General features: G+C 67.5%; 30 protein-coding genes. 3 read left to right on the top strand and 27 right to left on the bottom strand.

The features are described from left to right. Positions 1-36: 36 nt before the first annotated feature. The 21 genes from rplO to rpsJ all read right to left on the bottom strand — a co-directional run bounded on the left by rplO (position 37) and on the right by rpsJ (position 9844). Positions 37-492, bottom strand: a complete 456-nt coding sequence (gene rplO / locus ACFV9W_RS05645) for a 50S ribosomal protein L15 (RefSeq protein WP_385755893.1) — start codon at positions 490-492, stop codon at positions 37-39. A 2-nt stretch (positions 493-494) separates the two neighbouring features. Next, positions 495-677, bottom strand: coding sequence for a 50S ribosomal protein L30 (rpmD, locus tag ACFV9W_RS05640; RefSeq protein WP_030567278.1), 183 nt, complete (start codon positions 675-677; stop codon positions 495-497). Next, positions 677-1282 (bottom strand): 30S ribosomal protein S5, encoded by a 606-nt coding sequence (gene rpsE / locus ACFV9W_RS05635; protein ID WP_266713097.1) that lies wholly within the window; start codon positions 1280-1282, stop codon positions 677-679. The genes rpmD and rpsE overlap by 1 nt, the downstream gene beginning before the upstream one ends. Positions 1283-1351: 69 nt before the next feature. After that, positions 1352-1735, bottom strand: a complete 384-nt coding sequence (gene rplR, locus ACFV9W_RS05630) for a 50S ribosomal protein L18 (protein ID WP_326020847.1) — start codon at positions 1733-1735, stop codon at positions 1352-1354. 3 nt (positions 1736-1738) lie between these two features. After that, complete coding sequence (gene rplF / locus ACFV9W_RS05625; RefSeq protein ID WP_385755890.1) at positions 1739-2278, bottom strand: 50S ribosomal protein L6; 540 nt, start codon at positions 2276-2278, stop codon at positions 1739-1741. Between the two features lie 24 nt (positions 2279-2302). Next, positions 2303-2701 (bottom strand): 30S ribosomal protein S8, encoded by a 399-nt coding sequence (gene rpsH, locus ACFV9W_RS05620; RefSeq protein ID WP_158989430.1) that lies wholly within the window; start codon positions 2699-2701, stop codon positions 2303-2305. A 211-nt stretch (positions 2702-2912) separates the two neighbouring features. Then, complete coding sequence (locus ACFV9W_RS05615) at positions 2913-3098, bottom strand: type Z 30S ribosomal protein S14 (RefSeq protein ID WP_003948630.1); 186 nt, start codon at positions 3096-3098, stop codon at positions 2913-2915. A gap of 5 nt (positions 3099-3103) precedes the next feature. Beyond that, positions 3104-3661: a 50S ribosomal protein L5 gene (rplE, locus tag ACFV9W_RS05610; RefSeq protein WP_306320972.1), complete on the bottom strand. Its 558-nt coding sequence runs from the start codon at positions 3659-3661 to the stop codon at positions 3104-3106. Next, complete coding sequence (rplX, locus tag ACFV9W_RS05605; protein WP_016645174.1) at positions 3661-3984, bottom strand: 50S ribosomal protein L24; 324 nt, start codon at positions 3982-3984, stop codon at positions 3661-3663. Before rplX ends, rplE begins: the two co-directional genes overlap by 1 nt. A gap of 2 nt (positions 3985-3986) precedes the next feature. Beyond that, the gene (gene rplN, locus ACFV9W_RS05600) at positions 3987-4355 is read right to left on the bottom strand and encodes a 50S ribosomal protein L14 (RefSeq protein WP_003974257.1); all 369 of its coding nucleotides are present in this window, start codon (positions 4353-4355) and stop codon (positions 3987-3989) included. Positions 4356-4461: 106 nt separating this feature from the next. Then, a complete protein-coding gene (gene rpsQ, locus ACFV9W_RS05595; RefSeq protein ID WP_266713085.1) occupies positions 4462-4746 on the bottom strand; it encodes a 30S ribosomal protein S17 in 285 nt (94 codons plus the stop codon). Continuing rightward, positions 4746-4970: a 50S ribosomal protein L29 gene (gene rpmC / locus ACFV9W_RS05590; protein WP_017949657.1), complete on the bottom strand. Its 225-nt coding sequence runs from the start codon at positions 4968-4970 to the stop codon at positions 4746-4748. Before rpmC ends, rpsQ begins: the two co-directional genes overlap by 1 nt. Next, positions 4970-5389, bottom strand: a complete 420-nt coding sequence (rplP, locus tag ACFV9W_RS05585) for a 50S ribosomal protein L16 (protein ID WP_018528356.1) — start codon at positions 5387-5389, stop codon at positions 4970-4972. Before rplP ends, rpmC begins: the two co-directional genes overlap by 1 nt. 5 nt (positions 5390-5394) lie before the next feature. Next, positions 5395-6234 (bottom strand): 30S ribosomal protein S3, encoded by an 840-nt coding sequence (gene rpsC, locus ACFV9W_RS05580; RefSeq protein ID WP_055418365.1) that lies wholly within the window; start codon positions 6232-6234, stop codon positions 5395-5397. Beyond that, positions 6234-6581, bottom strand: coding sequence for a 50S ribosomal protein L22 (rplV, locus tag ACFV9W_RS05575; protein WP_385755885.1), 348 nt, complete (start codon positions 6579-6581; stop codon positions 6234-6236). The genes rpsC and rplV overlap by 1 nt, the downstream gene beginning before the upstream one ends. A gap of 42 nt (positions 6582-6623) precedes the next feature. Beyond that, positions 6624-6905 (bottom strand): 30S ribosomal protein S19, encoded by a 282-nt coding sequence (gene rpsS, locus ACFV9W_RS05570; RefSeq protein WP_018528354.1) that lies wholly within the window; start codon positions 6903-6905, stop codon positions 6624-6626. 12 nt (positions 6906-6917) lie between these two features. Next, a complete protein-coding gene (gene rplB / locus ACFV9W_RS05565) occupies positions 6918-7754 on the bottom strand; it encodes a 50S ribosomal protein L2 (RefSeq protein ID WP_266713074.1) in 837 nt (278 codons plus the stop codon). A gap of 38 nt (positions 7755-7792) precedes the next feature. Continuing rightward, positions 7793-8212 carry a 50S ribosomal protein L23 gene (gene rplW / locus ACFV9W_RS05560; protein WP_385755883.1) on the bottom strand — a complete coding sequence of 140 codons (420 nt, stop codon included), beginning with the start codon at positions 8210-8212 and terminating at the stop codon, positions 7793-7795. Beyond that, the gene (gene rplD / locus ACFV9W_RS05555) at positions 8212-8865 is read right to left on the bottom strand and encodes a 50S ribosomal protein L4 (RefSeq protein WP_385755881.1); all 654 of its coding nucleotides are present in this window, start codon (positions 8863-8865) and stop codon (positions 8212-8214) included. Before rplD ends, rplW begins: the two co-directional genes overlap by 1 nt. A gap of 8 nt (positions 8866-8873) precedes the next feature. Further along, positions 8874-9518 carry a 50S ribosomal protein L3 gene (gene rplC / locus ACFV9W_RS05550; RefSeq protein ID WP_385755879.1) on the bottom strand — a complete coding sequence of 215 codons (645 nt, stop codon included), beginning with the start codon at positions 9516-9518 and terminating at the stop codon, positions 8874-8876. A gap of 17 nt (positions 9519-9535) precedes the next feature. Further along, positions 9536-9844 carry a 30S ribosomal protein S10 gene (rpsJ, locus tag ACFV9W_RS05545; RefSeq protein WP_003948644.1) on the bottom strand — a complete coding sequence of 103 codons (309 nt, stop codon included), beginning with the start codon at positions 9842-9844 and terminating at the stop codon, positions 9536-9538. A gap of 515 nt (positions 9845-10359) precedes the next feature. Here rpsJ and ACFV9W_RS05540 point away from each other — a divergent pair. The 3 genes from ACFV9W_RS05540 (at position 10360) to ACFV9W_RS05530 (ending at position 14915) form a co-directional block, all read left to right on the top strand. Then, positions 10360-11280, top strand: coding sequence for a LysR family transcriptional regulator (locus ACFV9W_RS05540; RefSeq protein WP_385755877.1), 921 nt, complete (start codon positions 10360-10362; stop codon positions 11278-11280). A 95-nt stretch (positions 11281-11375) separates the two neighbouring features. After that, positions 11376-12722 carry a carbohydrate-binding protein gene (locus ACFV9W_RS05535; protein WP_385755875.1) on the top strand — a complete coding sequence of 449 codons (1347 nt, stop codon included), beginning with the start codon at positions 11376-11378 and terminating at the stop codon, positions 12720-12722. Positions 12723-12929: 207 nt separating this feature from the next. Continuing rightward, positions 12930-14915 carry a PIG-L family deacetylase gene (locus ACFV9W_RS05530; protein WP_385755873.1) on the top strand — a complete coding sequence of 662 codons (1986 nt, stop codon included), beginning with the start codon at positions 12930-12932 and terminating at the stop codon, positions 14913-14915. A 131-nt stretch (positions 14916-15046) separates the two neighbouring features. Here the strand turns inward: ACFV9W_RS05530 and tuf are convergent, their stop codons facing one another. From tuf to ACFV9W_RS05500, 6 genes are all read right to left on the bottom strand, one after another. Next, positions 15047-16240, bottom strand: coding sequence for an elongation factor Tu (gene tuf / locus ACFV9W_RS05525; protein WP_385755871.1), 1194 nt, complete (start codon positions 16238-16240; stop codon positions 15047-15049). Between the two features lie 152 nt (positions 16241-16392). Further along, complete coding sequence (gene fusA / locus ACFV9W_RS05520) at positions 16393-18519, bottom strand: elongation factor G (RefSeq protein WP_385755869.1); 2127 nt, start codon at positions 18517-18519, stop codon at positions 16393-16395. 39 nt (positions 18520-18558) lie between these two features. Next, complete coding sequence (gene rpsG / locus ACFV9W_RS05515; protein WP_266713060.1) at positions 18559-19029, bottom strand: 30S ribosomal protein S7; 471 nt, start codon at positions 19027-19029, stop codon at positions 18559-18561. Between the two features lie 2 nt (positions 19030-19031). Continuing rightward, positions 19032-19403: a 30S ribosomal protein S12 gene (rpsL, locus tag ACFV9W_RS05510; RefSeq protein ID WP_003948652.1), complete on the bottom strand. Its 372-nt coding sequence runs from the start codon at positions 19401-19403 to the stop codon at positions 19032-19034. A 262-nt stretch (positions 19404-19665) separates the two neighbouring features. Continuing rightward, a complete protein-coding gene (locus ACFV9W_RS05505) occupies positions 19666-20190 on the bottom strand; it encodes a DUF1707 and DUF4190 domain-containing protein (protein WP_385755866.1) in 525 nt (174 codons plus the stop codon). Positions 20191-20307: 117 nt separating this feature from the next. Beyond that, positions 20308-24207: a DNA-directed RNA polymerase subunit beta' gene (locus tag ACFV9W_RS05500; protein WP_385755864.1), complete on the bottom strand. Its 3900-nt coding sequence runs from the start codon at positions 24205-24207 to the stop codon at positions 20308-20310. Between the last annotated feature and the right edge of the window lie 73 nt (positions 24208-24280).

Raw genomic sequence — 24280 nt, 5'->3', positions numbered from 1 at the left:
GTAGGGACGTTCACGTCATCAAGACGCCTGATTGGCTCAGACGAGCTCGGTGACCGTACCGCCCGCGGCGGTGATCTTCTCCTTGGCGGAGCCGGAGACGGAGTCGACCGTCACCTGCAGCGCCACGGAGATCTCGCCCTGGCCCAGGACCTTGACGAGGCTGTTCTTGCGCACGGCACCCTTGGCCACCAGACCCTCGACCGTGACCTCGCCACCCTCGGGGTAGAGCGAAGCCAGCTTGTCCAGGTTCACGACCTGGAACTCGGTCTTGAACGGGTTCTTGAAGCCCTTGAGCTTCGGGAGACGCATGTGGAGGGGCATCTGGCCACCCTCGAAGCGCTCCGGAACCTGGTAACGGGCCTTGGTGCCCTTGGTACCACGACCGGCCGTCTTACCCTTCGACGCCTCACCACGACCGACACGGGTCTTCGCGGTCTTGGCACCGGGGGCCGGACGGAGGTTGTGGATCTTGAGCGGGTTCTGCTCACCCATGATCAGTCGACCTCCTCGACCGTCACGAGGTGGCGGACGGTCTGCACCATGCCGCGGAACTCGGGACGATCCTCCTTGACGACCTGCGTGTTGATGCCCTTGAGACCAAGGGAACGCAGGGTGTCACGGTGGTTCTGCTTGCTGCCGATGTACGACTTCGTCTGCGTGATCTTGAGCTGTGCCATTACGCAGCACCAGCCCCGGCACGCGCACGCAGCAGGGCCGCGGGAGCGACGTCCTCGAGCGGCAGACCACGGCGAGCCGCGATCTCCTCGGGACGCTGCAGACCACGCAGGGCCTCCACCGTGGCGTGCACGATGTTGATCGCGTTCGACGAACCGAGCGACTTCGACAGGATGTCGTGCACGCCCGCGCACTCGAGCACGGCACGCACCGGGCCACCGGCGATAACACCGGTACCGGGGGAAGCAGGCTTGAGCAGGACGACGCCCGCAGCCTTCTCGCCCGTGATCGGGTGCGGGATGGTGCCCTGGATACGGGGGACCTTGAAGAAGTGCTTCTTGGCCTCCTCAACACCCTTGGCGATGGCGGCCGGCACCTCCTTGGCCTTGCCGTAACCGACACCCACGGTGCCGTCACCGTCGCCCACTACGACGAGCGCAGTGAAGCTGAAGCGACGACCACCCTTCACAACCTTGGCGACGCGGTTGATCGCGACAACGCGCTCAACGTACGCGGTCTTCTCGGCGGCGTTGCCACCGTCGCGACCCTTCCGGTCCCGCCGCTCGCCGCCACCGGCACCGCCACCGCGGCGCTGGGGTCCAGCCATTGGAATTACCTCTCTCTGTTTCCGCTAGCTACGCAGCATCAATGAAGTCACTGCGCGAACGGGCAAGACTCAGAACTTGAGTCCGGCTTCGCGGGCGGCGTCCGCCAGGGCAGCGATGCGCCCGGCGTACTGGTTACCACCACGGTCGAACACGACGGCCTCGACACCGGCGGCCTTGGCGCGCTCGGCGACCAGGGCGCCGACCGACTTGGCCTGCGCGGACTTGTCGCCCTCGCCGCCGCGGATCGACGTGTCCAGGGTCGACGCCGACGCGAGGGTGTGACCCTTAACGTCGTCGATGACCTGCGCCACGATGTTCCGGTTCGAGCGCGTCACGACCAGGCGCGGACGCTCGGCCGTACCCGACATGTTCTTGCGGATACGGATGTGGCGGCGCTTGATGGCCGCACGCTTGTAAGCGTCGCCCTTAGCGATCTTCTGACCGTATGCCATGGCTTACTTACCCGCCTTTCCGACCTTGCGGCGGATGACTTCGCCTTCGTACTTGACGCCCTTGGCCTTGTACGGGTCGGGCTTGCGCAGCTTGCGGATGTTGGCCGCAACCTCGCCGACCTTCTGCTTGTCGATGCCCTCGACCGAGAACTTGGTCGCCGATTCGACCTTGAACGAGATGCCCTCGGGCGCCTCGACCAGGATCGGGTGGCTGTAGCCGAGCGAGAACTCCAGGTTGGAGCCCTTCGCCAGGACGCGGTAACCGACACCGCTGATTTCGAGCTTCTTCACGTAACCCGTGGTCACGCCGGTGATCATGTTCGCCACCAGCGTGCGGGACAGGCCGTGGAGGGCCTTGTTCTGACGCTCGTCGTTCGGGCGGGTGACGGCCAGAACGCCGTCCTCACCCTTGGCGATCTCGATCGGCGCCGCAACGGTGTGGCTCAGGGAACCCTTGGGGCCCTTCACCGCGACCGTCTGGCCGTCGATGGTGACGTCCACGCCGGCGGGAACCGTGATGGGGAGCTTGCCAATACGCGACATAGCTGTTTCCTCCGATTCCTTCCGCTACCAGACGTAGGCGAGGACTTCCCCACCCACGCCCTTCTTGCCTGCCTGCTGGCCGGTCAGGAGACCGTGCGACGTGGAGATGATCGCCACGCCGAGGCCACCGAGAACCTTCGGCAGGTTGGTGGACTTCGCGTAAACACGCAGACCGGGCTTGGAGATGCGCTTGATGCCGGCGATCGAACGCTCACGGTTCGGGCCGAACTTCAGCTCCAGGACGAGGTTCTTGCCGACCTCGGCGTCCTCGACCTTCCAGCCGGTGATGAAACCCTCCTGCTGGAGGATCTCCGCGATGTGCGACTTGATCTTGCTGTGCGGCATCGACACGGAGTCGTGGTATGCCGAGTTCGCGTTCCGCAGACGCGTAAGCATGTCTGCGATCGGATCAGTCATGGTCATGAATTGGCCTTCGGCCTCTCTCGCCGGGGTTTCCTGTATGCGCCATCCCTCTCCCCACACAGGGGCGGGACGGGTGCGGCGCGGGGACCTACGGCGTAGTAAGTCGGTCAGGGCGGCAGAAGCGCCCAACCCTCCTAGCGTAAGCCATGAGAGCTGGGGCCTCTGCCGACCCTCTACTTACCGAGAGATCCGGGCAATCCCAATTAAGGGACTACCAGGAGCTCTTGGTCACGCCCGGCAGCTCGCCACGGTGAGCCATCTCACGAAGGCACACGCGGCAGAGGCCGAACTTGCGGTACACGGAGTGCGGACGGCCGCAGCGCTGGCAGCGCGTGTAGCCGCGGACACCGAACTTCGGCTTACGAGCAGCCTTGGCAATAAGAGCCTTCTTCGCCATCTCGCTTACGCCTCCTTGAACGGGAAGCCGAGGTGACGCAGAAGGGCACGGCCCTCGTCGTCGTTGGTCGCCGTGGTGACCACGGTGATGTCCATACCCCGGACGCGGTCGATCTTGTCCTGGTCGATCTCGTGGAACATGACCTGCTCCGTGAGACCGAAGGTGTAGTTGCCACGGCCGTCGAACTGCTTGGGGGACAGACCACGGAAGTCGCGGATGCGCGGCAGCGCGAGCGACAGGGTGCGGTCCAGGAACTCCCACATGCGGTCGCCACGGAGCGTGACGTGGGCACCGATCGGCTGACCCTCACGCAGCTTGAACTGCGCGATGGACTTGCGAGCCTTGGTGATGGCCGGCTTCTGGCCGGTGATCGTCGTGAGGTCACGGACGGCACCGTCCATGAGCTTCGAGTCACGGGCGGCGTCGCCGACACCCATGTTCACGACGACCTTGACGAGACCGGGGATCTGCATGACGTTCTCGTACGAGAACTCGTCCTGCAGCTTCGCCGTGATCTCCTCGCGGTACTTCGTCTTGAGACGCGGAGTGGTGGTGGTCGTCATCAGATGTCCTCACCCGTCCGCTTGGCAACGCGGATCTTGTTGCCCTCGTCGTCGAAGCGGTAACCGACGCGCGTGACAACCTTGTTGCCGTCCTTCTCCACGACCAGCTGGACGTTGGAGACGTGGACGGGGGCCTCGGTGGTCACGATGCCGCCGGCCTGCGAGCCGCTGGCGGTCGGGCCGGCCTTCGTGTGCTTCTTGACCCGGTTGACACCCTCGACCAGGACGCGCTCGTCGCGCGGGTAAGCGGCAATGACCTTGCCCTGCTTGCCCTTGTCCTTACCGGTGATGACCTGGACCAGGTCGCCCTTCTTGATCTTCATGCTTACAGCACCTCCGGCGCGAGCGAGATGATCTTCATGAACTTCTTCTCGCGCAGCTCACGGCCGACCGGGCCGAAGATACGGGTGCCGCGGGGGTCGCCGTCGTTCTTCAGAATGACGGCGGCGTTCTCGTCGAAGCGGATGTACGAGCCATCCGGACGGCGACGCTCCTTGACGGTGCGAACGATGACCGCCTTGACGACGTCACCCTTCTTCACGTTGCCACCGGGGATCGCGTCCTTCACGGTGGCGACGATGACGTCACCGATGCCCGCGTAGCGGCGACCCGAGCCACCGAGAACACGGATGGTGAGAATTTCCTTCGCACCCGTGTTGTCGGCGACGCGCAGTCGCGACTCCTGCTGGATCACGTCTATCTCCTGTTTGTCTGCCGGTTCCCGGCAGGGGCCGCTCTCTTACGAGAGGGAAGCCCCTGCCGAGCCTGGCGGAACGAACTCTGAGGGATGCCTCAGAGAATTACTTGGCCTTCTCGAGGATCTCGACGATGCGCCAGCGCTTGCTCGCCGACAGCGGACGCGTCTCCATCAGGAGGACGCGGTCGCCGACACCGGCAGCGTTCTGCTCGTCGTGCGCCTTGAGCTTGTTCGTACGGCGGATGACCTTGCCGTACAGGGCGTGCTTGACGCGGTCCTCGACAGCGACGACGACGGTCTTGTCCATCTTGTCGCTGACAACAAGGCCCTCACGGGTCTTGCGGAAGCCGCGGGCGGCGGTCTCTTCAGTCACAGTCTTCTCGCTCATCAGGCGCTCTCCACCGTCTCGATGCCCAGCTCGCGCTCGCGCATGAGGGTGTAGATCCGCGCGATGTCCTTGCGGACGGCCTTGAGCCGGCCGTGGTTCTCGAGCTGACCCGTCGCCGCCTGGAAGCGGAGGTTGAACAGCTCTTCCTTGGCCTCGCGGAGCTTGGCGACAAGCTCCTCGTTGCCCAGCTCGCGCAGCTCAGACGCCTTGGTTCCGGCCGACATCACGCTTCACCTGCCTCGCGCTTGACGATCTTGCACTTCATCGGCAGCTTGTGCGCTGCACGAGTCAGCGCCTCGCGCGCGGTCTTCTCGTTGGGGTACGACAGCTCGAACATGACACGTCCGGGCTTGACGTTGGCGACCCACCACTCCGGGGAACCCTTACCGGAACCCATGCGGGTCTCGGCAGGCTTCTTGGTGAGGGGGCGGTCCGGGTAGATGTTGATCCAGACCTTGCCGCCACGCTTGATGTGACGCGTCATGGCGATACGAGCGGCCTCGATCTGACGGTTCGTCACGTACGCCGGGGTGAGGGCCTGAATGCCGTACTCACCGAACGCAACCTGCGTGCCACCCTTGGACATACCGCTGCGCTTCGGGTGGTGCTGCTTGCGGTGCTTGACCCTACGGGGGATCAGCATTTCGGTCAGGCCTCCGTTCCGGTGCTCTCAGCCGGAGCGGCAGCTGCGGCGGGAGCGTCGGCCTTGGGGGCCTCCGCAGCCGGCGCGGACTGCTGCTGCGGCTTGCGACCGCGACCGCCACGCTCGCCACCACGGCCACCACGGGCCGGGCGGTCGTTACCGCCACGGGCCGGACGGTTGCCGGCGCGGGCTGCGGCGTTCTCGGCGCGAACCTCGGCGATGTTCTTGACGTCGCCCTTGTAGATCCAGACCTTCACGCCGATGCGGCCGAAGGTCGTCTTGGCCTCGAAGAAGCCGTAGTCCACGTTGGCGCGGAGCGTGTGCAGGGGCACGCGGCCCTCGCGGTAGAACTCCGAACGGGACATCTCGGCACCGCCGAGACGACCGCCACACTGGATCTTGATGCCCTTGGCGCCGGCCTTCATCGTGCCCTGCATGCTCTTGCGCATGGCACGACGGAAGGAGACGCGGGAGGACAGCTGCTCGGCAACAGCCTGAGCAACCAGCTGAGCGTCGGTCTCGGGGCTCTTGACCTCGAGGATGTTCAGCTGGACCTGCTTGCCCGTGAGCTTCTCGAGGTCACCGCGGATGCGGTCGGCCTCGGCGCCACGACGGCCGATGACGATGCCGGGACGAGCGGTGTGGATGTCCACACGCACGCGGTCACGGGTGCGCTCGATCTCAACCTTCGAGATGCCGGCGCGCTCCATGCCGGACGTCATCATCCGACGGATGGCGACGTCTTCCTTGACGTAGTCCTTGTACAGCTTGTCGGCGTACCAACGCGACTTGAAGTCGGTCGTGACACCGAGCCGGAACCCGTGCGGGTTTACCTTCTGGCCCATTACCGGGTTCCTTCCTTGCTGCTGACGACCACGGTGATGTGGCTGGTCCGCTTACGGATCCGGTAGGCACGGCCCTGAGCACGCGGACGGAACCGCTTCAGGGTCGGGCCCTCGTCCACGTACGCCTCGCTGATGAACAGCGAAGACGCGTCAGGGTGGTCGTAGTTGTGCGCGGCGTTGGCGATGGCGCTGTCGAGCACCTTGCCCACCGGCTGGCTAGCGGCCTGCGGGGCGAATCGCAGGACCGCCTGAGCCTCCGTGGCATCCATGCCACGGATGAGGTCCACCACGCGGCGGGCCTTCATGGGCGTGACGCGGATGTACCGCGCCTGGGCCCTGGCTTCCATGGTTGTCCCTTCGGTGTTAGTCATAGTCGATTCCACCCCGCCTTAGCGGCGCTTCGACTTCCGGTCGTCCTTGACGTGACCCCGGAAGGTGCGCGTCGGCGAGAACTCGCCGAGCTTGTGGCCGACCATCGACTCGGTGACGAACACCGGGATGTGGGTCTTGCCGTTGTGCACCGCGATCGTGTGACCCAGCATGCTGGGAATGATCATCGAGCGGCGGGACCAGGTCTTGATGACGTTCTTGGAACCGGCTTCGTTCTGAGCGTCCACCTTCTTCACGAGGTGGCCGTCGACGAAGGGTCCCTTCTTGAGACTGCGCGGCATCTAAACCCGCTCCTAGCGCTTCTTGTTCGACTTGCGGCGGCGGACGATGTACTTGTTGCTCGCCTTGTTGCGATCACGAGTACGACCCTCCTTCTGGCCCCACGGCGAGACCGGGTGGCGACCACCGGAGGTCTTGCCTTCACCACCACCGTGCGGGTGGTCAACCGGGTTCATGACGACACCACGCACGGTCGGGCGGACGCCCTTCCAGCGCATGCGGCCGGCCTTGCCCCAGTTGATGTTGCTCTGCTCGGCGTTGCCGACCTCGCCGACGGTGGCGCGGCAGCGCACGTCGACCAGGCGGATCTCGCCGGAGGGCATACGAAGGTGGGCCATCGAGCCCTCCTTCGCGAGCAGCTGCACGGAGGCACCCGCGGAGCGGGCGAACTTGGCGCCACCACCGGGACGGAGCTCGATCGCGTGGATCGTGGTACCGACCGGGATGTTGCGGAGCGCCAGGTTGTTACCGGGCTTGATGTCGGCAGCGGGGCCGTTCTCCACCTTGGCGCCCTGCGCGAGACCGCGCGGAGCCAGGATGTAGCGCTTCTCGCCGTCCGCGTAGTGCAGGAGCGCGATGCGCGCAGTGCGGTTCGGGTCGTACTCGATGTGAGCGACCTTCGCCGGCACGCCGTCCTTGTCGTGACGACGGAAGTCGATCACTCGGAAGGCGCGCTTGTGTCCGCCACCCTGGTGGCGAACGGTGATCCGACCGGCGTTGTTACGGCCGCCCTTGCTGTGCAGCGGGCGGACCAGCGACTTCTCCGGCGTGGACCGCGTTACCTCGACGAAGTCGGCGACGCTGGAGCCACGACGGCCCGGCGTAGTCGGCTTGTACTTGCGGATTCCCATTTCTCAGTCCTCGTCCGATATTCGGACCAGGGTCTCCGTTAGGAGGCCTGGCCGAAGATGTCGATACGGTCGCCCTCAGCGAGGGTCACGATGGCGCGCTTGGTGTCGGCACGCTTGCCGAAACCGGTGCGCGTACGCTTCCGCTTGCCCTGACGGTTGATCGTGTTGACGCCGGTGACCTTGACCGAGAAGACCGCCTCGACGGCCTGCTTGATCTGGGTCTTGTTGGCGCCAGGGGCCACGACGAACGTGTACTTGCCCTCGTCGAGCAGCGCGTACGACTTCTCGGAGACGACCGGCTTGACGAGGACGTCGCGCGGGTCCGAGAAGGACTTGCTCAGCGGGGTCGGCTCAACGGCGACCTTGCCCTCGGTCGCGATGCGCTTCGCCTTGGCGACGCGCGCGGCCTTGGCGGCCTTGGCGGCCTTGGGCGCAATGCTCGGGTGACGCGTAGCCATCAGGCCTCGCTCCCTTCGGTGTCAGCGGCCTTGGGGCCAGACACGAAGGACTCGAAAGCGGCCTTGGTGAAGACCACGTCGTCCGAGACGAGAACGTCGTACGTGTTCAGCTGGCCCGGCTCCAGGATGTGGACCTGGGGCAGGTTGCGGGCGGAGAGCCACGCGGCCTCGTCGGCGCGGTCGACGACCAGGAGCAGGTTCTTGCGCTCCGAGACCTTGCCGAACAGCGTCTTCGCGGCCTTCGTGGAGACCTCGCCCTCGACCACGCCGGAAACGACGTGGATACGAGCGTTGCGGGCCCGGTCGGTGAGGGCGTGACGCAGCGCGGCAGCCTTCATCTTCTTCGGGGTCCGCTGCGAGTAGTCACGCGGCACGGGGCCGTGGACAACGCCACCGCCGGCGAACTGCGGCGCACGGGTCGAACCCTGGCGCGCGCGGCCGGTGCCCTTCTGGCGGTAGGGCTTCTTGCCACCACCGCGGACTTCGCCGCGGCGCTTGGTCTTGTGCGTGCCCTGACGGGCAGCGGCCAGCTGAGCGACGACGACCTGGTGAAGCAGCGGAACGCTGATCTTCTCTACGTCGAAGATCTCCGCGGGGAGCTCGACGGTCCCGGTCTTGTCGCCAGCAGGCGAAAGGATGTCAACAGTGCTCATCGGTTACCTCAGGCCCCCTTGGTCGCGGTACGGACCAGGACGAGGCCGCCGTTCGGACCAGGAACCGCGCCCTTGATGAGCAGCAGACCCTTCTCCGCGTCAACGGCGTGGACGGTCAGGTTCTGGGTGGTGACCCGCTCGTTGCCCATGCGGCCCGCCATGCGGGTGCCCTTGAACACACGGCCGGGGGTGGCGCAGCCGCCAATGGAGCCCGGCTTGCGGTGGATGCGGTGGGCACCGTGGGAGGCCTTGCCGCCCTTGAAGTTGTGCCGCTTCATGCCACCGGCGAAGCCCTTGCCCTTGCTCTGGCCGGTCACGTCGACCTTGACGCCACCGTCGAAGACCTCGGCGGTGACTTCCTGGCCGAGGGTGTACTCGGACGCGTCCGGCGTACGAATCTCGACGAGGTGGCGACGGGGGGTGACATCGGCCTTGGCGAAGTGGCCCTTGAGGGGCTTGTTCACCTTGCGCGGGTCGATCTCGCCGAAGGCGAGCTGGACGGAGTCGTAACCGTCGACGTCGTTGGTACGAACCTGGGTGATCACGTTCGGACCGGCCTTGACGACGGTGACCGGAACAACACGGTTGTTCTCGTCCCACACCTGCGTCATGCCGAGCTTCTCGCCCAGGATGCCCTTGATCTGCTTAGTCATCTTCAGATCACCGGCCCTCAGAGCTTGATCTCGATGTCGACACCGGCCGGGAGGTCGAGTCGCATCAGGGAGTCAACGGTCTTCGGAGTCGGGTCGAGGATGTCGATGAGGCGCTTGTGCGTGCGCATCTCGAAGTGCTCGCGAGAATCCTTGTACTTGTGCGGCGACTTGATGACGCAGTACACGTTCTTCTCGGTAGGCAGCGGCACCGGGCCCGCGACCGACGCACCAGTGCGGGTCACCGTCTCGACGATCTTCTTCGCCGAGGAGTCGATGACCTCGTGGTCGTAGGCCTTGAGCCGGATGCGGATCTTCTGTCCCGCCATGGCTACTTAGTAGTCCTGTCTCTCGTAACGCTCTGGAGCTCGGGGGCCCTGTTTCACACTTCCTCCGCCCCACGCGGTCGGGCGTGTCGCAGTCCCGCTGACAGAAATATCCGCATGGATGTCCCTGCTAAGGGGTCTGCGGCCAAGACCGCATGTACACGGGGGAAGAAACCCACCGAGCGCCTGGTCGGGGAACCGCGCTGAGCTTCCCGGAAGATTCCCGTACGTCCGGCCGATTGCTACCCCGAGGGATAGATACAGCCGACGAGTACTGTGGGACTCGCTTCCGGTCCTCCCGGCGGGAGGCGCGCAGCATCGGCACTCAACCGAGCAACCCCGACAGTCTGCCACACAGGGCACGTCGGGGGCCAATCGAGCCGAAGAGAGTACCCCCTCAGTGACGAAGGTCAAACCAGGGGTGTCCGTGTCGCGCTGCCGCCGCCCCTCACCGTACGCCCCGCATTGGTCTGCACCACCCCCTTGCTCCTGCCGCCCGCACGCCTCAAGCTCCCTTCATGGAGCTGGAGTTGCGGCATCTCAGGGTGGTCCGGACGATCTCCGATGCGGGCAGCCTCACGAGGGCGGCGACCGTCCTGGGCCTCGCACAGCCCGCACTGAGCGCCCAGCTCAGGCGTATCGAACGAATACTCGGCGGAGAACTGTTCGAGCGCGGACGGCACGGGGTGCGGGCCACCGCGCTCGGCGAGCTGGTCCTGGAGCGGGCCCGGATCGTGCTCCCCGCCGTGTCCGGGCTCCAGCAGGAGGCGACCCGGTTCGCCCGCACCCGGCGGGCCCGTGAGCAGCTGCGGCTCGGCGGCACGCACGGACCGCTGCTCGGCGCCCTGGTCGACCGGCTCGCCGAGGAACTGCCGGACACCGCCGTCACCACCCGTGCCTCCTGGTCCGAGCGGGAGCTCGCGGACCACGTGGACCAGGGCCTGCTCGACTTCGCCCTGCTCGGCACCTGCGGCGCCGCTCCCCCACCGGGCCCGGCCCACCTGGAGTGGCGGGAGATCGCCCTGGACCCCGTCTGCGTGATGCTGCCCGAGGGGCATCCGGCGGCGCACAGCGGCGCGGTCGACCTGGCCGCGCTCGCCGCCGAGGCCTGGGCCTGCGTGCCGGGCGACGGCTGCTTCGCAGACTGCTTCACGGCGGCGTGCGCCCGCGCCGGCTTCACCCCGCGCCGCATGTACGAGACGGACACGGCGTCCTGCGCGCACCTGGTCCGGGTCGGCCGGGCGGTGGGCCTGTGCCGGGCCACGTTCCCGCCGACGCCCGGCATCACGGTGCGCCCGCTCACCGGGGCCCCGCTGCTGTGGCGGCATCTGCTGGGCCTGCACCCCGGCGCCCAGCACCCGGACATCGTCGCGCTCCTGTTCGCGCAGGCCCGGGCCGCGCACGCGGACGCCGCGCGCACGGCCGCGGGGCTTCCATAACACCGGCCCCCGGGGTCGGCTGACGTCTTATGCGGCCCGGCCCCGCCTCCTACGGTTTCGGCACCTCCCCACCCGACCGAAACCGAGGAGACGCCATGCTCCACAGACGCACCAGGGCCGTGTGCGCGGCCCTGACGACGTCGGCCGCGCTGATCGTCGCGGGGCTCGGCAGTTCCGCGACGGCCGCGCCCACGCCCCCGGCCGCCGAGACCCTCCGTACCGACGAGGCCCCGCCCGCCCTGCTGAACGCCATGCAGCGGGACCTCGGCCTCGACCGCGCGCAGGCCCGCACGCGGCTCGCCAATGAGGCCGACGCCGGCGCCACCGCCGGAAAGCTGCGGCTCGCCCTCGGCCGGGACTTCGCGGGCGCCTGGGTGCGCGGCGCCGAGTCCGAGCGGCTGACCGTCGCCACGACCGACGCCGCCGACGTCCCCCGCATCGAGGCGGCGGGCGCCCGGGCCACCGTCGTGACCCACACGCTGTCGACGCTCGACGCCGCCAAGGCCCGCGTCGACCGGACCGCGAAGAGCCACGACACCACGAAGACACCCGTCTGGTACGTCGACGTGGCCTCCAACTCCCTTGTGGTGGAGGCGAGTCGGCGCACCGCCGCGACCGCGCTGCTGAAGGCCGCGGGCGTCGACACCGACCTCGTACGGATCGCATCCTCGGCAGAGCAGCCGCGCCCGCTGTACGACCTGCGGGGCGGCGACGCGTACTACATGAACAACAGCGGCCGCTGCTCCATCGGCTTCCCGATCACCCGCGGCACCCAGCAGGGCTTCGCGACGGCCGGGCACTGCGGCCGGGCGGGCACGCCCACCAGCGGGTCGAACCGGGTCGCGCAGGGCACCTTCCAGGCGTCGACCTTCCCGGGCCGTGACATGGCGTGGGTGGCCACCAACTCGTCCTGGACCGCGACCCCGTACGTGAACGGGTCGAGCGTCCAGGTCGCCGGTTCCACCCAGGCGCCGGTCGGCTCCTCCGTGTGCCGCTCGGGCTCCACGACCGGCTGGCACTGCGGCACCGTCCAGCAGCACAACACCAGCGTCACCTACCCCGAGGGCACGATCACGGGCGTGACCCGCACCTCGGTGTGCGCCGAACCGGGCGACTCCGGCGGCTCGTACATCTCCGGCAGCCAGGCCCAGGGCGTCACCTCGGGCGGCTCCGGGAACTGCACCAGCGGCGGCACCACGTACTTCCAGCCGATCAACCCGCTGCTGCAGAGCTACGGCCTGACGCTGAAGACCACGGGCGGCGGCGACCCCGGAGACCCCGGCGATCCGGGCGACCCCGGCGGCACCTGGGCCGCGGGCACCGTCTACCAGGCGGGCGCCACGGTGACGTACGGCGGAGCCACCTACCGCTGCCTCCAGGCCCACCAGGCCCAGTCCGGCTGGGAGCCCCCGAACGTGCCCGCCCTCTGGCAGCGCGCATGACCGCGGCCTGAGGACGCTCCTCGCCGTCGGCGCCACGGGGGCCGACGGCGAGGCACGCGCAGGAGCGTCCGGCAAGGCCCGGTACAGAGACCGAGGTCACCGGAACCCGCGCATCCTGTTGGCCCTCTGTTGAGGTGAACCACCTGAACAGAGGCGAGCGCACCACCCCCGAACGCTGCCTCGGCAGCGAACGGAGTGAGCGCCCCCGTGCGGGACAGACCTGCAACACCCCATCCGTACATACCAGTTGGGCGCGGCCCCGCCCGCCGGAGCACCCTCGTCGGCGGAGCCGCGCTCGCCGCGGCGGGCGCCCTCTCCGCCTGTTCCCGCACCACCTCCGCGCCGCCCCGCGCCGACGCCCCCTCCCCCGCCACCGGCCGCGCCGCCGCACAGGCCGAGCGCGCCCTGCTGCTCCAGGTCCTCGCCCACCCCGACGACGACCTGTACTTCATGAACCCGGACACCCGGCACGTCCTCGACGCGGGCACCCCGGTCGTCTGCGTGTACGTCACCGCGGGCGAGGCCGACGGCCGCAACAAGACACCGGCCGACCGGACCCCCGCGCCCGACAAGGCCGCCTACTCCTCGGCCCGCCACCAGGGCCTGCGCCAGTCCTACGCGACCCAACTCGGCCTGCCCGTCTTCACCCGCTGGACCACGAGCGCCGTACGGCTTCCCGGCGGCTTCACGGTCGAGGTCGACTCGCTCCAACACCGGGGCCGCAGCGTCGAGTTGGTGCACCTGAACCTCGGCATGCACACCCCCGAGGGCCACATGGGCGTCCCCGCCCTCTGGCGCGAACCGGGCCTGCTGCTGCGCACCCTCGTCCCCGTGGGCTCCCCGCTGCGCGCCGTGCAGACGTACGACCGCGAGGCCCTGGTCGACGTGCTCGTCGCGCTCTTCGAGCGGTACCGGCCCACCCTCGTGCACACGCTCGACCCGGACCCCGACATCCAGCACAGCGACCGGCTCACCCGGATCCGCGACAGCGAACAGCCGGGCTACTCCGACCACGCGGACCACACGGCCGTCGCCTGCTTCAGCTGGGCCGCGCTGATCCGCTGGTCGCAGCGGGCCAGGGGCGGGCCGCCCGCGTTCGCCGCCACCGCCTTTCGCGGCTACTACAACAACCACTGGCCGAAGAACCTGCCGCCGCGCGTCCTGAAGGAGAAGGCCGCCCAGCTCGTCCCGTACGGCGCCGCCCCGGACTGGAACTGCGGCAACCCGTCGGGCTGCGGCGACTACAACGTCGGCGGCGACCGCCCCCTCACCAACCGCAAGGGCTGGGTCCGCGCCACCCACTACCGGTATCCCGGGCCCCGGCTCGCCCTCGTCCCGGGCGCCGGCGGACGGCTCACCGCGTACGGGGTGCTCGGCCTGCGCGCCGTCCGCTACACCGAGAAGGACGGGGCGTTCGGGGACCCGGCCGACCTGGGCGGCGGCCCCCTCGCCCCGGCCCTGACCGCCGTGGCACTCCCCGACGGGCGCCACCTCGTCCTCGGCCTGCGCCTCGCCTCCGTCGAGCACGGCTCCGACGTGCGCGAGATCGTGGCCCTGGAACGGCAGGCGTGGAAGGGCCTCGGCAACCCGGAGCGCGATCCCGACCGGGGCAGGCGCATCGGTGTCCCGGTGGCCGTCGCCGCCCCGGACGGCCGCGTCCACCTCTTCGTACGCACTGCTGGGCAGGGCATCAGCACGCGCGTGCGGGACCGGTCCGGGGCCTGGTCCCCGTGGCGCGACCTCGGCGGCGGCCCGGTCCAGGACGGGCTCACGGCGGTCGTCCACGACGGGCAGGTGCACGTCTACGCCCCCGGGCACGACACCGTCCACCACTGGACCCCGGACGGGCCCGCGCCGCTGCCGGGGCTGCCCGCCCCCGCCGACGCCGTCGCCGCGTCCGGCGGCCTGCTCCACTACCGCCGTCCCGCGTCCGCCGAGCTGCTGTCCGTCGGCGGCCCGCCCGTCGACCTCCCCGGGTACGGGCCGGTGGCGGCGGCGGGCGGACACCTCCTCGGCCGTGACACCGAGGGCAACGTCCGGCTGCACCACGCGGGCCGCACCATCCGCCCGACCACGGCCCCGGTCACCCTGGACGGCCCCGCCCTGGCCCTGACGTCCCGCGGCCCGGCCGCGGCAGGCCTGTCCCCCGACGCCCGGCCGTGGCTGTGGCGGCCGACGCAGGCAAAGGCCTGACCCCCGTACCCGAACAGCAGAAAGGGCCCGTACGACCGAAGTCGTACGGGCCCTCTCAGGTGCTCCAGGAGCAGGTGCTCTATGAGCTACCAGGCATCAAGCCCCGAAGGGACTCAACAGGTAAGCGATGCTTACTTGTTGATCTTGGTGACCTGGCCGGCGCCCACGGTCCGGCCACCCTCACGGATGGCGAACTTCAGGCCCTCTTCCATGGCCACGGGCTGGATCAGCGAGACGGACATCTCGGTGTTGTCGCCCGGCATGACCATCTCGGTGCCCTCGGGGAGGGTCACAACGCCCGTCACGTCCGTCGTACGGAAGTAGAACTGCGGACGGTAGTTGTTGAAGAACGGCGTGTGGCGGCCACCCTCGTCCTTGGACAGGATGTAGGCCTGGGCCTCGAACTCGGTGTGCGGCGTGACCGAACCGGGCTTGATGATGACCTGGCCGCGCTCGACGTCCTCGCGCTTGATGCCACGGAGGAGGAGACCGACGTTCTCACCGGCCTGGCCCTCGTCGAGCAGCTTGCGGAACATCTCGATGCCGGTGACCGTGGTGGTGGTCTTCTCGGTCTTGATGCCGATGATGTCGACGGTCTCGTTGACCTTGAGGACACCACGCTCGATACGACCGGTGACGACCGTGCCACGACCGGTGATCGTGAAGACGTCCTCGATCGGCATCAGGAACGGCTTGTCGACGTCGCGCTCCGGGGCCGGGATGGCCTCGTCGACGGCGTGCATGAGCTTGAGGACGGAGTCGCCCCACTCCTTGTCGCCCTCGAGCGCCTTGAGCGCCGAGACCTTGACGACCGGAACGTCGTCGCCCGGGAACTCGTACTCGGAGAGGAGCTCACGGACCTCGAGCTCGACGAGCTCCAGGATCTCCTCGTCGTCCACCATGTCGGCCTTGTTCAGGGCGACGACGATGTACGGAACGCCGACCTGGCGGGCCAGGAGCACGTGCTCCTTGGTCTGCGGCATCGGGCCGTCGGTGGCGGCGACCACGAGGATGGCGCCGTCCATCTGCGCGGCACCCGTGATCATGTTCTTGATGTAGTCCGCGTGACCGGGGCAGTCGACGTGGGCGTAGTGACGCGCCTCGGTCTGGTACTCGACGTGCGCGATGGAGATCGTGATACCGCGCTGGCGCTCCTCAGGAGCCTTGTCGATCTGGTCGAAGGCCGAGGCCTCGTTCAGGTCGGGGTACGCGTCGTGCAGCACCTTGGTAATGGCGGCCGTGAGGGTCGTCTTACCGTGGTCAATGTGACCGATGGTGCCGATGTTGACGTGCGGCTTAGTCCGCTCGAACTTCGCCTTCGCCACTGGGTCCTCCTGTGGAGTGGTTCTGTACGCCTTGCTTCATCGGCGCCAGGTGATCTTTGCTGGATAGCCGGGACCCCGGGGCATTTCGCGGCTGTTGCCGGGAAATGCCCCAAGAGCTCCGGAGTCAAGCCTAAAGCGTGAACTCGAGTGAGTTACTCGCCCTTGGCCTTCGCGATGATCTCCTCGGCGACGTTCCGCGGAACCTCGGCGTAGGAGTCGAACTGCATCGAGTAGCTCGCGCGACCCGACGTCTTGCTGCGGAGGTCGCCGACGTAGCCGAACATCTCCGAAAGCGGGACCAGGCCCTTGACGAGGCGGGCGCCCATCCGCTCCTCCATGGCCTGAACCTGGCCACGACGGGAGTTGATGTCACCGATGACCTCGCCCATGTAGTCCTCGGGCGTGGTGACCTCGACGGCCATCATCGGCTCGAGGAGCACGGGACCAGCCTTGCGCGCACCCTCCTTGAACGCCTGCGAACCGGCGATCTTGAAGGCGAGCTCGGAGGAGTCGACCTCGTGGAAGGCACCGTCGAGCAGCGTGATGCGGACACCGGTCATCTCGTAACCGGCGAGGATGCCGAACTGCATGGCCTCCTGGCAGCCGGCGTCGACCGAAGGGATGTACTCCTTCGGGATACGACCACCGGTGACCTTGTTCACGAACTCGTACGAGGCGTCGCCGCCCTCGATCGGCTCGATCGCAATCTGCACCTTCGCGAACTGGCCGGTACCACCAGTCTGCTTCTTGTGCGTGAAGTCGACACGCTCGACCGTCTTGCGGATGGTCTCGCGGTAGGCGACCTGCGGCTTGCCGACGTTGGCCTCGACCTTGAACTCGCGGCGCATGCGGTCGACGAGGACGTCGAGGTGGAGCTCGCCCATACCACCGATGATGGTCTGGCCGGTCTCCTCGTCCGAGTGCACCTGGAAGGAGGGGTCCTCCTCCGCGAGACGCTGGATGGCGACACCCAGCTTCTCCTGGTCACCCTTGGACTTGGGCTCGATGGCGACCTGAATGACCGGCGCCGGGAAGTCCATGGACTCCAGGATGACCGGGTTCTTGTCGTCGGACAGCGTCTCACCGGTGGTGGTCTGCTTCAGGCCCATGACGGCGACGATGTCACCGGCGCCCACCGACGCGATCTCCTCACGCTTGTTCGCGTGCATGCGGTAGATCTTGCCGATGCGCTCCTTCTTGCCCTTGACGGAGTTCAGCACCGCGGTGCCGGCCTCCAGGCGACCCGAGTAAACCCGGATGAAGGTGAGCTTGCCCAGGTGCGGGTCGCTCGCGATCTTGAACGCGAGGGCCGCGAGCGGCTCGTCCTCGGACGGCTTGCGCGCGACGACCTTCTCCGGGTCCTTCACGTCGTGACCCTCGATGGAGTCGACGTCAAGGGGGGTCGGCAGGTAGCGCACGACCGCGTCGAGCAGGGGCTGAACGCCCTTGTTCTTGAACGCGGTACCGCAGAACACCGGGGTGACCGTGGTGTCGGCGGACTTGCCGGACGCGATGGTGATGCGACGGATCGCGGCGTACAGCTGCTCCACGGTGGGCTCGGTGCCCTCCAGGTACAGCTCCATCATGTCCTCGTCGTTCTCCGCGACGGCCTCAAGGAGCTTGCCGCGGTACTCGTCCGCAGCCTCCTTGTGCGTGTCGGGGATCTCGACGGTGTCGTAGGCCTCGCCCTTGGCGGCCTCGGCCGACCAGACGTACGCCTTCATCGTGACGAGGTCGACGACACCCTGGAAGTCGGCCTCGGCCCCGATGGGGAGCTGCATGACGAGCGGCTGGGCGCCCAGGCGGTCCGAGATCATGTCCACGCAGCGGTGGAACTCGGCGCCGGTACGGTCCAGCTTGTTGACGAAGCAGATGCGCGGCACGCCGTAACGGTCGGCCTGACGCCACACCGTCTCGGACTGCGGCTCAACGCCGGCGACGCCGTCGAACACGGTCACGGCACCATCGAGCACACGCAGGGAGCGCTCCACCTCAACGGTGAAGTCGACGTGCCCGGGGGTGTCGATGATGTTGATCGTGTAGTCGTCGTTCTCGAGCGGCCAGTGACAGGTGGTGGCAGCAGAGGTGATCGTGATGCCACGCTCCTGCTCCTGCTCCATCCAGTCCATCGTGGCGGCGCCGTCGTGGACCTCACCGATCTTGTACGACACGCCCGTGTAGAACAGGATCCGCTCGGTCGTCGTCGTCTTGCCCGCGTCGATGTGGGCCATGATCCCGATATTGCGGACCTTGGCCAGGTCAAGTGAAGTGGTAGCCATAAGGCTTCAGTCTTCTCTCGGTCTCGATGTGGGTAGCGACTACCAGCGGTAGTGCGCGAAGGCCTTGTTGGACTCGGCCATCTTGTGCGTGTCCTCGCGCTTCTTGACGGCAGCACCGAGGCCGTTCGAGGCGTCGAGCAGCTCGTTCGTCAGACGCTCGGTCATCGTCTTCTCGCGACGGGCGCGGGAGTAGCCGACGAGCCAGCGGAGCGCGAGGGTGTTGGCGCGACCGGGCTTGACCTCGATCGGCACCTGGTAGGTCGCGCCACCGACACGGCGGGACTTGACCTCGAGGGTCGGCTTGATGTTCTCAAGCGCGCGCTTCAGGGTGATGACCGGGTCGTTGCTGGTCTTCTCGCGCAGGCCCTCCATGGCGCCGTACACGATGCGCTCGGCGGTGGAGCGCTTGCCGTTCAGCAGCACCTTGTTGATGAGGGAGGTCACCAGAGGAGAACCGTAGACCGGGTCGATGATGACCGGGCGCTTCGGGGCGGGGCCCTTACGAGGCATTCTTACTTCTCCTTCTTGGCGCCGTAGCGGCTGCGGGCCTGCTTGCGGTTCTTGACACCCTGGGTGTCAAGCGAACCGCGGATGATCTTGTAACGAACACCGGGCAGGTCCTTCACACGGCCGCCGCGCACGAGCACGATGGAGTGCTCCTGCAGGTTGTGTCCCTCACCCGGAATGTAGGCCGTGACCTCGATGCCGCTGGTCAGACGCACACGCGCGACCTTACGGAGGGCCGAGTTCGGCTTCTTCGGGGTGGTCGTGAACACACGCGTGCAGACGCCACGGCGCTGGGGCGAACCCTCGAGTGCGGGCGTCTTGTTCTTCTCGACCTTGTCCTGCCGGCCCTTCCGGACCAGCTGCTGGATCGTAGGCACTACTTCTCCGGTTTCTGTGTGCCGAGTAGTAAAGCTAACCTGGAACGTTTCCCGACCCACGCGGTCGGGTGTGTCGAATACTGCAGACCCCCGCCGAAGGCGGGAAAACGGCAGATTGCGGTGGCCCTGATCGGACTCGCCGTGCGGCTGATGACACGCACACGAGCCCAGGCACACCCCAGGCACAAGGTCTGAGCGTACCTATCTCATACGCTGTGGTCAAAACAAATACCCCGGAGCCAGGACACGCCGGGCGCGGCGGCTACGAACCGGCGGCCGCCGACACCACGGCCGCGACGATGATCAGGGTCCAGAAGGCCACACCCAGCCAGCCCAGCACCAGCCCGGCCACCGCCATACCGTCACCGGTCTCGCCCCGCTCGCGGATCTCCTTGCGCGCCATGTGGCCCAGGACCACCGCGGGGATACTGGAGGCCCCGGCGCTGAAGATCGTGCCCACACCGCACACCAGGGCCCCGATCGCCTTGCCGTTGGTGGCAGGCGGGGGCGGCGGCAGGAACGTCCGCGGCACGCCCATCATCTGCTGCTGTTGCGGCGCCGGCCCCTGCGGCAGGTCGGCGACCAGCATGGTCAGCTCCCCCACCGTGCGCGCCTGATAGGCCCGCTCGATCCGCCGCTCGTACTCGGGCTGCTGCAGCCGCCCCTCGGCGAACCCGGCACGCAGCACATCGACGGCGCGCTCCCGGTCCGCGTGCGCGGCCAGCATCGACGGCTGGTGACCCTGCTGGCCCGGCCACGGGACCGGCTGCCACGACGGATTCGACACGAGACCACTCCCCCGGGACCCGGACATGTTGTGGCGTCCATCATGCGTCAAAACGCCGCAGGGCGGCCACCCCGGTTACCCGGAGTGGCCGCCCTGCGGTTTCAAGCGGCTGCTCGCCTACTGGTTGTACGGACCGTAGTCGTAGTCCTCCAGCGGGACGGCCTGGCCGGAGCCGGTGCCGAACGGCGAGTAGTCGATGTCGTCGTAACCGACGGCCGAGTACATCGCGGCCTTGGCCTCCTCGGTGGGCTCCACCCGGATGTTGCGGTAGCGGGACAGACCCGTACCGGCCGGGATGAGCTTACCGATGATGACGTTCTCCTTGAGGCCGATGAGGCTGTCGGACTTGGCGTTGATCGCCGCATCCGTCAGGACTCGGGTCGTCTCCTGGAAGGAGGCGGCCGACAGCCAGGACTCCGTCGCCAGCGAGGCCTTGGTGATACCCATCAGCTGCGGACGGCCGGAGGCGGGGTGACCGCCCTCGGTGACCACACGACGGTTCTCGCCCTCGAACTTCGAGCGCTCGACCAGCTCGCCGGGCAGCAGCTCGGCGTCGCCGGACTCGATGATCGTCACGCGGCGCAGCATCTGCCGGATGATGATCTCGATGTGCTTGTCGTGGATCGACACACCCTGCGAGTTGTAGACCTTCTGGACCTCGCCGACCAGGTGCACCTGCACCGCACGCTGGCCGAGGATGCGCAGCACGTCGTGCGGGTTGGTGGCACCCACGGTCAGCTTCTGGCCGACCTCGACGTGGTCGCCCTCGCCCACCAGGAGACGGGCACGCTTCGAGATCGGGAACGCCGTCTCGTCGCTGCCGTCGTCCGGGGTGACGACGAGCTTCTTGGTCTTCTCGGTCTCCTCGATGCGGACACGGCCCGCGGCCTCGGAGATCGGGGCGACACCCTTCGGCGTACGAGCCTCGAAGAGCTCGACGACACGGGGCAGACCCTGGGTGATGTCGTCACCGGCCACACCACCGGTGTGGAAGGTACGCATCGTCAGCTGGGTACCGGGCTCACCGATGGACTGGGCGGCGATGATGCCGACCGCCTCACCGATGTCGACCAGCTTGCCGGTGGCCAGCGAGCGGCCGTAGCAGAAGGCACAGGTGCCGACCGCGGACTCACAGGTGAGCACCGAGCGGGTCTTGACGATCTCGACGCCGTGGGCGACGAGGGCGTCGATGAGCACGTCACCGAGGTCGACGTTGGCCGGCGCGATGACCTTGCCGTCGACGACGATGTCCTCGGCGAGCATGCGGGCGTAGACGCTGGTCTCGACGTCCTCGGTCTTGCGCAGCACGCCGTCGGCGCCCCGCTCCGCGATCTGGAGCTTGAGGCCACGGTCGGTGCCGCAGTCCTCCTCGCGAATGATGACGTCCTGCGAGACGTCCACCAGACGACGGGTCAGGTAACCCGAGTCGGCGGTACGCAGGGCGGTGTCAGCCAGACCCTTACGAGCACCGTGGGTCGAGATGAAGTACTCCAGCACCGACAGGCCCTCACGGAAGGAGGCCTTAATCGGACGCGGGATCGTCTCGTTCTTGGCGTTCGACACCAGACCACGCATACCCGCGATCTGACGCATCTGCATCATGTTTCCTCGGGCACCCGAGTCAACCATCATGAAGATGGGGTTGGTCTTCGGGAAGTTCGCGTTCATCGCCTCGGAGACCTCGTTGGTCGCCTTGGTCCAGATCGCGATGAGCTCCTGAGTGCGCTCTTCCTTCGTGATGAGACCGCGCTCGTACTGCTTCTGGACCTTCTCGTCCTGAGCCTCGTACCCGGCGACGATCTCCTTCTTCGCCTCGGGAACGACGACGTCGGAGATGGCCACGGTGACGCCGGAGCGCGTGCCCCAGTAGAAGCCGGCCGCCTTCAGGTTGTCGAGCGTCGCCGCCACGATGACCTTGGGGTAGCGCTCCGCGAGGTCGTTGACGATCTCGCCGAGCTGCTTCTTGCCGACCGAGTAGTCGACGAACGGGTAGTCCTCGGGCAGCAGCTCGTTGAAGAGCGCGCGGCCCAGGGTCGTCCGCAGCCGGAAGCTGTCACCCGGCTGGTACTCGGGCTCACCCTCCTCGACGGGCGGCGGCGTCCAGCCACGCGGCGGCATGGTGCCCACCGGGAAGCGGATGTCGACGGCCGACTGGAGCGCCAGCTCGCCGGCGTCGAACGCCATGGTCGCCTCGGCCGTGGAGCCGAACGCGCGGCCCTCGCCCTTGACGTCACGGAGCTCACCGTCGGTGGTGAGGAAGAACAGACCGAGGACCATGTCCTGGGTCGGCATCGTCACCGGACGGCCGTCGGCGGGCTTGAGGATGTTGTTCGAGGACAGCATCAGGATGCGGGCCTCGGCCTGCGCCTCCGCGGAGAGCGGCAGGTGCACGGCCATCTGGTCACCGTCGAAGTCCGCGTTGAACGCGGTGCAGACGAGCGGGTGGATCTGAATGGCCTTGCCCTCGACCAGCTGCGGCTCGAAGGCCTGGATGCCGAGGCGGTGCAGGGTGGGAGCACGGTTCAGCAGAACCGGGTGCTCGGCGATGACCTCTTCGAGGACGTCGTACACGACCGTGCGGCCGCGCTCCACCATGCGCTTGGCGCTCTTGATGTTCTGCGCGTGGTTCAGGTCGACCAGACGCTTCATCACGAACGGCTTGAAGAGCTCCAGCGCCATGGCCTTCGGCAGACCGCACTGGTGCAGCTTCAGCTGCGGACCGACGACGATCACGGAACGCGCGGAGTAGTCCACACGCTTACCGAGAAGGTTCTGACGGAAACGACCCTGCTTGCCCTTGAGCATGTCGCTCAGGGACTTCAGCGGGCGGTTGCCGGGACCGGTCACCGGGCGACCACGACGACCGTTGTCGAAGAGGGCGTCCACGGCCTCCTGGAGCATGCGCTTCTCGTTGTTCACGATGATCTCGGGCGCACCGAGGTCGAGAAGGCGCTTCAGGCGGTTGTTGCGGTTGATGACGCGGCGGTACAGGTCGTTCAGGTCGGAGGTCGCGAAGCGGCCACCGTCCAGCTGCACCATCGGACGCAGGTCCGGCGGGATGACCGGCACGCAGTCGAGCACCATGCCCTTGGGGCTGTTGCTGGTCTGCAGGAACGCGGAGACGACCTTGAGGCGCTTGAGCGCACGGGTCTTCTTCTGGCCCTTGCCGGTACGGATGATCTCGCGGAGGCGCTCGGCCTCCTCCTCGAGGTCGAAGGTCTCCAGGCGCTTCTGCAGCGCCGCGGCACCCATCGAACCGTCGAAGTACGTGCCGAAGCGGTCACGGAGCTCGCGGTAGAGCAGCTCGTCGCCCTCGAGGTCCTGGACCTTGAGGTTCTTGAAGCGCGACCAGACCTCGTCCAGACGGTCGATCTCGCGCTGCGCACGGTCGCGCAGCTGCTTCATCTCGCGCTCGGCACCCTCGCGCACCTTGCGGCGCACGTCGGCCTTGGCACCCTCGGCCTCGAGCTCGGCCAGGTCGGTCTCGAGCTTCTTGGCGCGGGCCTCGAGGTCCGAGTCGCGACGGTTCTCGATCTGCTGACGCTCGACCTGGACGTGCGCCTCGAGGGAGGGCAGGTCGCGGGTACGACGCTCCTCGTCGACGAACGTGATCATGTACGCCGCGAAGTAGATGACCTTCTCGAGGTCCTTCGGGGCGAGGTCGAGCAGGTAGCCCAGACGCGACGGGACGCCCTTGAAGTACCAGATGTGCGTGACGGGAGCGGCAAGCTCGATGTGGCCCATCCGCTCACGGCGCACCTTGGCGCGCGTGACCTCGACGCCACAGCGCTCGCAGATGATGCCCTTGAAGCGGACACGCTTGTACTTGCCGCAGTAGCACTCCCAGTCCCGGGTCGGACCGAAGATCTTCTCGCAGAAGAGCCCGTCCTTTTCCGGCTTGAGCGTGCGGTAGTTGATGGTCTCGGGCTTCTTGACCTCGCCATGGCTCCACTGACGGATGTCGTCAGCGGTGGCCAGACCGATCCGGAGCTCATCGAAGAAGTTGACGTCGAGCACTATGCGTCAATCCCTCTCAGGGTTGTAAGTCTGTGGTCTGAAACGGGGGTCGAGGGGTGCCGGCCGGGGGCCT

Origin of the sequence: Streptomyces sp. NPDC059897 (assembly GCF_042730865.1) — a bacterium.
Taxonomy (GTDB): domain Bacteria; phylum Actinomycetota; class Actinomycetes; order Streptomycetales; family Streptomycetaceae; genus Streptomyces.
This window is presented reverse-complemented; position numbering and strand designations above follow the sequence as displayed.

Coding starts and splice junctions, on each gene's coding strand:
- rpsG (WP_266713060.1), bottom strand. CDS start 19,029: ATGCCTCGTAAGGGCCCCGCCCCGAAGCGCCCGGTCATCATCGACCCG.
- rplR (WP_326020847.1), bottom strand. CDS start 1,735: ATGGCATACGGTCAGAAGATCGCTAAGGGCGACGCTTACAAGCGTGCG.
- rplV (WP_385755885.1), bottom strand. CDS start 6,581: ATGGAAGCCAGGGCCCAGGCGCGGTACATCCGCGTCACGCCCATGAAG.
- rplO (WP_385755893.1), bottom strand. CDS start 492: ATGGGTGAGCAGAACCCGCTCAAGATCCACAACCTCCGTCCGGCCCCC.
- ACFV9W_RS05535 (WP_385755875.1), top strand. CDS start 11,376: ATGCTCCACAGACGCACCAGGGCCGTGTGCGCGGCCCTGACGACGTCG.
- ACFV9W_RS05540 (WP_385755877.1), top strand. CDS start 10,360: ATGGAGCTGGAGTTGCGGCATCTCAGGGTGGTCCGGACGATCTCCGAT.
- rplD (WP_385755881.1), bottom strand. CDS start 8,865: ATGAGCACTGTTGACATCCTTTCGCCTGCTGGCGACAAGACCGGGACC.
- rpsH (WP_158989430.1), bottom strand. CDS start 2,701: ATGACCATGACTGATCCGATCGCAGACATGCTTACGCGTCTGCGGAAC.
- rplF (WP_385755890.1), bottom strand. CDS start 2,278: ATGTCGCGTATTGGCAAGCTCCCCATCACGGTTCCCGCCGGCGTGGAC.
- rplW (WP_385755883.1), bottom strand. CDS start 8,212: ATGGCTACGCGTCACCCGAGCATTGCGCCCAAGGCCGCCAAGGCCGCC.
- rplC (WP_385755879.1), bottom strand. CDS start 9,518: ATGACTAAGCAGATCAAGGGCATCCTGGGCGAGAAGCTCGGCATGACG.
- fusA (WP_385755869.1), bottom strand. CDS start 18,519: ATGGCTACCACTTCACTTGACCTGGCCAAGGTCCGCAATATCGGGATC.
- rplX (WP_016645174.1), bottom strand. CDS start 3,984: ATGAAGATCAAGAAGGGCGACCTGGTCCAGGTCATCACCGGTAAGGAC.
- rplP (WP_018528356.1), bottom strand. CDS start 5,389: ATGCTGATCCCCCGTAGGGTCAAGCACCGCAAGCAGCACCACCCGAAG.
- rpsQ (WP_266713085.1), bottom strand. CDS start 4,746: ATGAGCGAGAAGACTGTGACTGAAGAGACCGCCGCCCGCGGCTTCCGC.
- rpsE (WP_266713097.1), bottom strand. CDS start 1,282: ATGGCTGGACCCCAGCGCCGCGGTGGCGGTGCCGGTGGCGGCGAGCGG.
- rpsJ (WP_003948644.1), bottom strand. CDS start 9,844: ATGGCGGGACAGAAGATCCGCATCCGGCTCAAGGCCTACGACCACGAG.
- rplE (WP_306320972.1), bottom strand. CDS start 3,661: ATGACGACCACCACCACTCCGCGTCTCAAGACGAAGTACCGCGAGGAG.
- rpmC (WP_017949657.1), bottom strand. CDS start 4,970: ATGTCGGCCGGAACCAAGGCGTCTGAGCTGCGCGAGCTGGGCAACGAG.
- rplB (WP_266713074.1), bottom strand. CDS start 7,754: ATGGGAATCCGCAAGTACAAGCCGACTACGCCGGGCCGTCGTGGCTCC.
- rpmD (WP_030567278.1), bottom strand. CDS start 677: ATGGCACAGCTCAAGATCACGCAGACGAAGTCGTACATCGGCAGCAAG.
- ACFV9W_RS05615 (WP_003948630.1), bottom strand. CDS start 3,098: ATGGCGAAGAAGGCTCTTATTGCCAAGGCTGCTCGTAAGCCGAAGTTC.
- rpsS (WP_018528354.1), bottom strand. CDS start 6,905: ATGCCGCGCAGTCTCAAGAAGGGACCCTTCGTCGACGGCCACCTCGTG.
- rpsC (WP_055418365.1), bottom strand. CDS start 6,234: ATGGGCCAGAAGGTAAACCCGCACGGGTTCCGGCTCGGTGTCACGACC.